The sequence below is a fragment of the Desulfobacterales bacterium genome, assembly GCA_030066985.1.
Taxonomy (GTDB): domain Bacteria; phylum Desulfobacterota; class Desulfobacteria; order Desulfobacterales; family JAHEIW01; genus JAHEIW01.
This window is the reverse complement of record JASJAN010000081.1, coordinates 1-7,325: the sequence shown is the minus strand read 5'-3', so window position 1 is coordinate 7,325 and position 7,325 is coordinate 1. Positions and strand designations below refer to the sequence as shown.

At 50.3% G+C, this 7,325-nt stretch carries 5 protein-coding genes; 1 reads left to right on the top strand and 4 read right to left on the bottom strand.

Annotated elements, in window-relative coordinates; translation table 11 throughout:
- A partial coding sequence (locus QNJ26_22680) for a hypothetical protein (GenBank protein MDJ0988360.1) occupies positions 1–1,212 on the top strand: 1,212 nt, incomplete at its 5' end.
- A gap of 326 nt (positions 1,213–1,538) precedes the next feature.
- Here the strand turns inward: QNJ26_22680 and QNJ26_22675 are convergent.
- The 4 genes from QNJ26_22675 to QNJ26_22660 all read right to left on the bottom strand — a co-directional run bounded on the left by QNJ26_22675 (position 1,539) and on the right by QNJ26_22660 (position 6,604).
- Positions 1,539–2,936, bottom strand: coding sequence for a sigma-54 dependent transcriptional regulator (locus tag QNJ26_22675; GenBank protein ID MDJ0988359.1), 1,398 nt, complete (start codon positions 2,934–2,936; stop codon positions 1,539–1,541).
- Positions 2,937–3,402: 466 nt separating this feature from the next.
- Positions 3,403–4,371 (bottom strand): UDP-glucose 4-epimerase GalE, encoded by a 969-nt coding sequence (gene galE, locus QNJ26_22670; protein MDJ0988358.1) that lies wholly within the window; start codon positions 4,369–4,371, stop codon positions 3,403–3,405.
- Between the two features lie 119 nt (positions 4,372–4,490).
- A complete protein-coding gene (locus QNJ26_22665) occupies positions 4,491–4,847 on the bottom strand; it encodes a four helix bundle protein (protein ID MDJ0988357.1) in 357 nt (118 codons plus the stop codon).
- 41 nt (positions 4,848–4,888) lie between these two features.
- Entirely contained in the window at positions 4,889–6,604 is a 1,716-nt protein-coding gene (locus tag QNJ26_22660; GenBank protein MDJ0988356.1) for a bifunctional sulfate adenylyltransferase/adenylylsulfate kinase, read from the bottom strand.
- Between the last annotated feature and the right edge of the window lie 721 nt (positions 6,605–7,325).

The following is a 7,325-nucleotide window of genomic DNA, read 5'->3' as shown; positions in this document are numbered from 1 at the left end:
GTGACACCGGCCAGCATTACCATCAACGACGATGACGGCGATGACATGGCCAATGATTGGGAAACGGATAATAATTTAAACCCAGCGGTCAATGACAGTGGAGCGGACCCGGACGGCGACGGCTACACCAACCTGGAAGAATACGAAGCGCGCACCAACCCGCGCAGTAGAGCCGATGCACCGTTTGTGATCAAGGAAACCATACCCGAAGATAACGCTGGTATCAGCGATTCCCAGCGCGTGCCGTATAACACTACTGTGGCAGTGTTTCTCGATTCGGCCCACGGCATCGATACGACCGATGGCACCAGCGTGCAGCTTACCATTAATGACGGTATCAACCCAAGCTACAGCCGCAATCTGGCCCATGGCACCGTGCGCTGGGTAAAACTGACCGGCGATCCGAATACAGAAGTCACCCGCCTGTGGGTGGTATACGACCGCAGTGAAGAAAGCGGCGGTCTGCAAAACTTCCCCTATGGCAGTACGGTGATTGTAAAAGTTGATGCCACCGACAGCATGGCCAATGCCATGGATCAGGCCAGTTTTGATTTTCAGGTGGAAACCGAAGCGGAACATGATGATGCCTGGGCACCGGAGAACCTGCCCGACAGCGATCCTGTAGCTGTCGATGACCCGGACCTGGGCGGCGGTCTTGATGAAGGCGTCGAGATAATCAGCGGCGAGCTTACCGGCGCCAAGATCATCTTTGACAGCAGTGAGCTGCAGACGCCCTTGTTCGGGCCGATTGATGAAGTCCCGCCGGTGACAGGTGCCAACGGAGTTGGAATGCCCATGAACCTGCAGCCCCCGGCCGTGTTTGACACCCCGGTCAAAATCCTGATCCCCTGCCCCGGATACAATAATGTCGGCGGGCTCAACATCTATTATTATGACGGCAACAGCTGGGTATTGGCGATGGATGCCGCCGGCATCGTGCGGGCCGGCGGTGTGGGCCAGGTGGTGCCCGGCTCCCGCGTCAACCATAACAATACCGTTCCACCGACAATTGAAATACAAGTCTATCATTTTTCAGGCTACCAGGCCGGCGCGGCCTCCAGCAGCTCGGGCGGCGGTGGTGGCGGCGGCTGCTTTATCACCACATCCGCCAGCAGTTCGGTATTCTGGCACCTAATCTTTTATGCCCTTTTCAACCTGGCGCTGGTAGGCCTTGGCATCTATGCCTTTGATAAGATCATGAAACGACGATAGTTTATACTAAAGGTTCTGAGAGGTTCACCGTCCAGGGTTCAGGGTTTAAAAAAGGACTGAGTGCTGAGCTATGAGGACTGAGTATTAATGAATGACAAGAAGCCAGCGACCATTAGCGGGACCAAAAGGAACCAAGAAGTCTCATTATACAAGCGACCTTAGAATTTCTGTTGTAAAAAATTAAAAGCCGTCCTAAAAATCGTAGATCACGCTCAAGGGCAAGGCGTAAACCGATTCGAAAGTGGAGCATACACGATAGTATTCGAGCATTTCGAATCGGTTTATAACGCAGCCATTGGCCGTTAGATGCATTTTTAGGACGGCTTTCATTTGTTCTTGCGCCAGCGCTGGTGGGTAATCCCAAGCTTTTTAATGCGGTAATTCAGAGCGCGGGGGGTCAGCCCCAACTCGCGGGCAGCATCTTTCTGAATCCAAAGATGTTTCTCAAGTGCGCTGCAAATGAGCTTCTTTTCTTCATCATCTGAAAGTCGCAGTTGTGTGGATGGCGGAGTCGCAGCAGCCGGCGCCGCCTTTTTGTTAAGCTTTGGAATGGAGACGTGCACAGCCTCGATGCGATCACCGTCAGATAGATAAATGGCTCTTTCAATCGTGTTGGACAGTTCGCGAATATTACCAGGCCACGGATAAGTCTTGAGCAGCACCAGAACTTCCGGTGACAGACTGGTAATTTTCTTTTTTACCATGTGAGACAGCCGTTCGATCAGATGGTCGGCCAGCGGCTCGATGCATTCGATCCGCTCTCGCAGCGGGGGCAGATGAATACGCAGAACGTTAATGCGATAATAAAGATCTTCGCGAAATTTTCCTTCCTGCACCATGGTTTCGATGTCACGATTTGTGGCCGCGATGATCCGTGTGTTGACCTTAATGCTTTGACTGCTGCCCAGGCGCTCAAACGTTTTTTCCTCCAGCACCCGCAGCAGTTTGGCCTGCAATTCAAAACCCAACTCACAAAACTCATCTAAGAACAATGTGCCCCCGTCGGCCTGCTCAAAACGCCCGATTCGAAGCTTGTCTGCCCCGGTGAAAGCGCCTTTTTCGTGGCCGAAAAGTTCGCTTTCCAGCAAGGTCTCGGGAATATTGGCACAATTAACCTTGATGAAGGGTTTATGGCGCCGGGGGCTGTTGAAGTGAATGTTGCCGGAAAGAAAGCTCTTACCCGTGCCGGTTTCGCCGGTCATTAAAATAGTGGATTCCGCGTGCGCCATCCGCTTGATACTGTCCATAACCACTTTCATCGACGGGCTCTCGGCAATAATCCGCTCATAATCGTAGGCAACATCCTGCTGTCGTCTAAGATAATCGATTTCATTTTTGAGGCTGCGCGTCTCGATGGCCTTCCCCACGGCAAGGCGCAATTTTTCAGCAACCAGCGGCTTGGTTAAAAAATCGGCAGCGCCGGCTTTGACGGCCTTCACAATCAGCTGTGCATCCTGCAAAGGACCGCTGACGATGATGGGTGTTGCCGGTGCCCGCTGTTGAAGGTCTTTGATGATTTTTTCCATGTCAGCGCCTGCTTCGTTTGAATCGAAGACAATTACATTAAAGGCTTCGTTTTTCAGGCGCTCGGCGGCAGCAGAAACACCGGAGACCACACTGATGCTGTAATCAGCTACAAGAGCGTCGACGATCCCACGGGTCTCGTTTTCATCTTCACCGATTATCATAATGCGCATCAGCTGCTTTGTGTCTGTATTCTGCATGTCACTTTCTGCTTCTGAGGTTTATTAAATACAAGATCTAGATTGTTATTGATTATAAATCTTTGACAGGATTTACTGGATTGACTGGATTTTCTTTTTTTGTCGCTCTCCAGATGAGAGCGCCCAAATTCAATCGCCTGCGGCGAATAAAATTGGAACACATTAAACACTTGGAAGATTAATTAGTTTGAGCTGCTATACAACAAGCGTTATATAAACTTAATTTTGATATCCATTTTATTCCGCTGAAAGCGGATTGCGTTGGATCACTTTCTTCCGGAAAGTGATCCAGAAAAAAATATCCCAAAGATCCTGTAAATCCTGTCTAAAAAAATCAACAAGTCAAACTGTCGCTTCTTACTGCTCAGGCCCAAGTTTTTTCCTGACACCTGACACCTGCTTGCCGCGCCGAAGCTATTAGCGAAGGCTGGAACACTGAAACCTAAAATCTTTGACCCCCATAGGCTCAAAGATTTTGATGCCAGCGCCAGGCGGTACCGATGATGTCATCCAGATCCGCATAGGTGGGTTTCCAGCCCAGATCGGCGATGGCTTTTTCATTGGATGCGATCAAAACCGGCGGGTCGCCCGGCCGTCGCTCGGCATGTTCAACGGCGATATCCTTGGCGGTTATTTTTCGCGCGCGCTCGATAACCTCCAGGACAGAAAAGCCTTGACCGTTTCCCAGGTTGTAGGCACTGCTGTCAGCGCCGTCCACCAGGCGCTGCAAGGCCAGAAGGTGCGCCTCAGCCAGATCGGTCACATGGATATAATCGCGAACGCAGGTACCGTCGGGCGTTTTATAATCAGTGCCGAATACTTTAATGTCCTCGCGCCTGCCGGCTGCCGCATCCAGTATCAGCGGAATCAAATGGGTCTCGGGATCATGATCTTCTCCGACTTCGCCATCCGGGTCGGCACCGGCTGCGTTAAAATAGCGCAAGCTAATATGCTTCAGCCCGTAAGCGGCCCCGTAATCTTGCAGGATTTCTTCGATCATGCGTTTGGTCTTGCCATACGGATTGATGGGGTTTTGCGGATGGCGCTCATCAATAGGTGTATATTCAGGGTTGCCGTAAGTAGCACACGTAGAAGAAAAAACAACATATTGAACATCATGCGCCACAACGGCATGCAGCAGCTCAATGGTGTTGCGCAGATTGTTTTCATAATACTTCAACGGGTCCTGCACTGACTCGCCCACATAGGCGTAAGCGGCAAAGTGCATCACCGCATCGATTTGATAGCGGCTGAAGCATTTTTTTAAATCCGCCGGATTGCCGATGTCACCCTGGAAAAATTCTCCCCATTTAACAAAATTTTGGTGTCCGTAGACCAGATTGTCGATGGTCACTGGGTTATACCCTTTTTGGGCAAGGGCTTTGCAGCAATGGGCTCCGATATATCCGGCACCGCCGGTTACCAGTATGTTCATGAAAAAATGCCTCTCGGTTAGAATCACATATTCCAGTTAAACAGCACAGAGGTTTTTGGACCAGTGACTAAAGTGAACTAAAGTGAGCTAAAGTGACTAAGCTTATTTTGTGTTGATGCCTATAATGCACCTCTGCCAATAGATGTGAACAATGCTAGAAGTTCGGTACTCTCATCGTATTCGGATTGTATCTCCTTCCAGGAAAGCCAACCAATTTCTGCGATAACCTCTAACCAAAATTGAGTCTCATTGGCCTCGCTTTCACAGATTCTAATTTTATTTCTAAAATCGGCTTTACTTCTTGCTCGATTCGCTTCTCTGTAATTGGCACCAACTGATGATCCTGCTTTTGTAATTTGCGTTCTAACGACCCTGCCTTCCGGGGTATTTGGTAACTGAGCTGATATTTTTATTATTTTTACTGCAAATTTTCGAGTACGCTTTTCGAGTTCCTTAGAAAATTCCTTGTTATCCATAACTTTAGCTCACTTTAGTCACTTCCAACTTTAGTCACTTTCTAGATGAAACCTTTTTTCTGCAGCACAAGAATAATCTGGTGAGCGGCCTCCACCGGTGTGATATTGGAGGTATCGATGCTTACCTCTGGATCTTGCGGTGTTTCGTAAGGATCGTCAACACCCGTGTAGCCTTTGATCAGCCCGGCTCTGGCCTTGGCATACATTCCTTTACGATCCCGTTTCTCGCAGACTTCAATCGGCGTCGATACGTGCACCTCCATGAACCCGCCGTAGGCTTCAATGGTTTTGCGAATCTCGGATCGAGTGGCGGTGTAAGGCGCAATGGGCGCGCAGACGGCAATGCCGCGGTTTTTGGTAATCTCACTGGCCACAAATCCAATTCGCTGGACATTAATATCCCGGTGCTCTTTGGAAAACGTCAGCTCGCTGGACAGGTTATGGCGCACAATATCGCCGTCCAGCAAGGTGACCGGGCGATCGCCGATTTCCAGAAACCGGGCATATAGCACTCTGGCAATCGTGGATTTGCCGGCACCGGACAGGCCTGTCAGAAATACGGTGAAGCCCTGTTTACGGGGCGGCGGGTAGGCTTTATGAAGTTCTTCCACAACTTCGGGAAAGGTTCCCCATTCCGGAATTTTGCGGCCGGTTCTGATGCGGTCGCGAATATCGGAGCCCGAAAGCGAGATAAACTGAGTGCCCTCCGGCACCTGGTCGGCACAGCGGAACTCATCTTCAAACGGCAGATATACCATCTCGGCAAAAGGCACAATTGTGACGCCAATCTCTTCGCTGTGTTCCTCTGTCAGTTTGCTGGCTTCGTCACTTTTATAGTAGGGATCGCCGTTGCAATCCATGCCGGGGCCGGCATGATCCCGCCCGGTAATAAAATGGGTGCAGCCGTAATTTTTAGCGACAATGGCGTGCAGCAAAGCTTCCCGGGGGCCGGACATGCGGGTGGCTAAGGGCAGCAGGTTCAGCATAAAAGTATCGGGCGGATAGTGCTCGGCAACCCGGCGGTAGCAGCGCACCCGGGTGTAATGGTCAAAATCGCCGGGTTTGGTCATACCGGCAATCGGCAGCAGTAAAAGGTTGGCGTTGGTATCGCGCATGGCGTTCATGGTCATTTCATATTGCGGGCGGTGAATCGGGTTGCGCGTCATAAAGGCCACCATGCGCTTCCAGCCGAATTTTTTAAAGTTCGAGCGAACCTCTCTCGGTGTCATTCGCAACTGCTTAAAATCTGAATGAAGCGGTGGGCTTAACACTTCCAGCTGGCCGCCGATGTAATAATCGCCGGAAACTTTATACAGATAATCGATGCCCGGATGGGTTTGATCAAGCGTGCCATAAACCTGCTGCGCTTCTTTTTCACGCTCAACCGGCCACAGATCTTCAATGTGCATCACGGCCAGCAAATAGCCTTCCGGGTCCCGCAGGGCCACCGACTGGCCGGCCTCAAAACTGCGCGCCTTTAATTCGTCTATATCCATGCAAACCGGTATGGGCCACAGGGTATCGTTTTGCAGCCGCATGCGATCGACGACCGACTCGTAATCAGAGCGAATCATATAGCCTTTGAGCGGCGAAAAGCCGCCGGTGGCCAGCATTTCCAGATCGCACATCTGTCGTTCATTCAACGTAATATCCGGCAAATTTAGCGCGATATCTTTTAGCAGCCGGGCACGCTCATCATCCACCAGCAGATTTACCAGTTCATTGCCGTGTGGTTTCACCCGGTTGTTATCATTCATTCAATTGTCCTCCAAATGTAAGATCAAGGTGTGGTGCTGCCAAAAATAGACCTGCCTTTATACATGCAGACCAACCATCGATGCAAGACTAAATGCCAATGCGGCGCTCTGGGATTTAGTTCATTCCATAAAATTTCAGTATAGCAAATTTATTGTAATAAATACAGCTGTTAGTAAAGGTTCCGGGTTCCCGGTTCAGGGTTCATAGGTTTGGTTACTGGCTTCTGGCAGCTGGCTACTGACTTCTGGTCCCTGGCGACTGGCTTATTAGGGCAGCAATATGACTCAGTCCTCAGTTTACCGCGGCGACTTGTCACGGCGTCTTGTGGGGTCGACTTGTCCCGTCGTAGCTCATAGAGCGAAGTCGGAAGCCTTTCGGCGAAGCCCCAAGCTCGAAGGGCGGAGTCGGAAGCTTGCAAAAGCGAAGACGGGCGTGCCACGGCGTAGCCCAGAGGGCGAAGACGGGTCCTCATAGCTCAGCACTCAGTCCTTTTTTAAACCTGTAACTCGTTCACCCTGAGCGAAGTCGAAGGGCAACCCTGAACCCTGCCTGTCTCCGTAGTTTCAACGAAGGAGGAAACTCTGAACCTTTGAACCCTGAACCTTGAACCTTATTACATAAAAATGTAGCAAAATGCATATTGCTATATAGATAAATAGATATAGTCATAATGAAGTAATTCGAATCCAATTTTGTAATTTAGAAGTCAAAAAATAATTG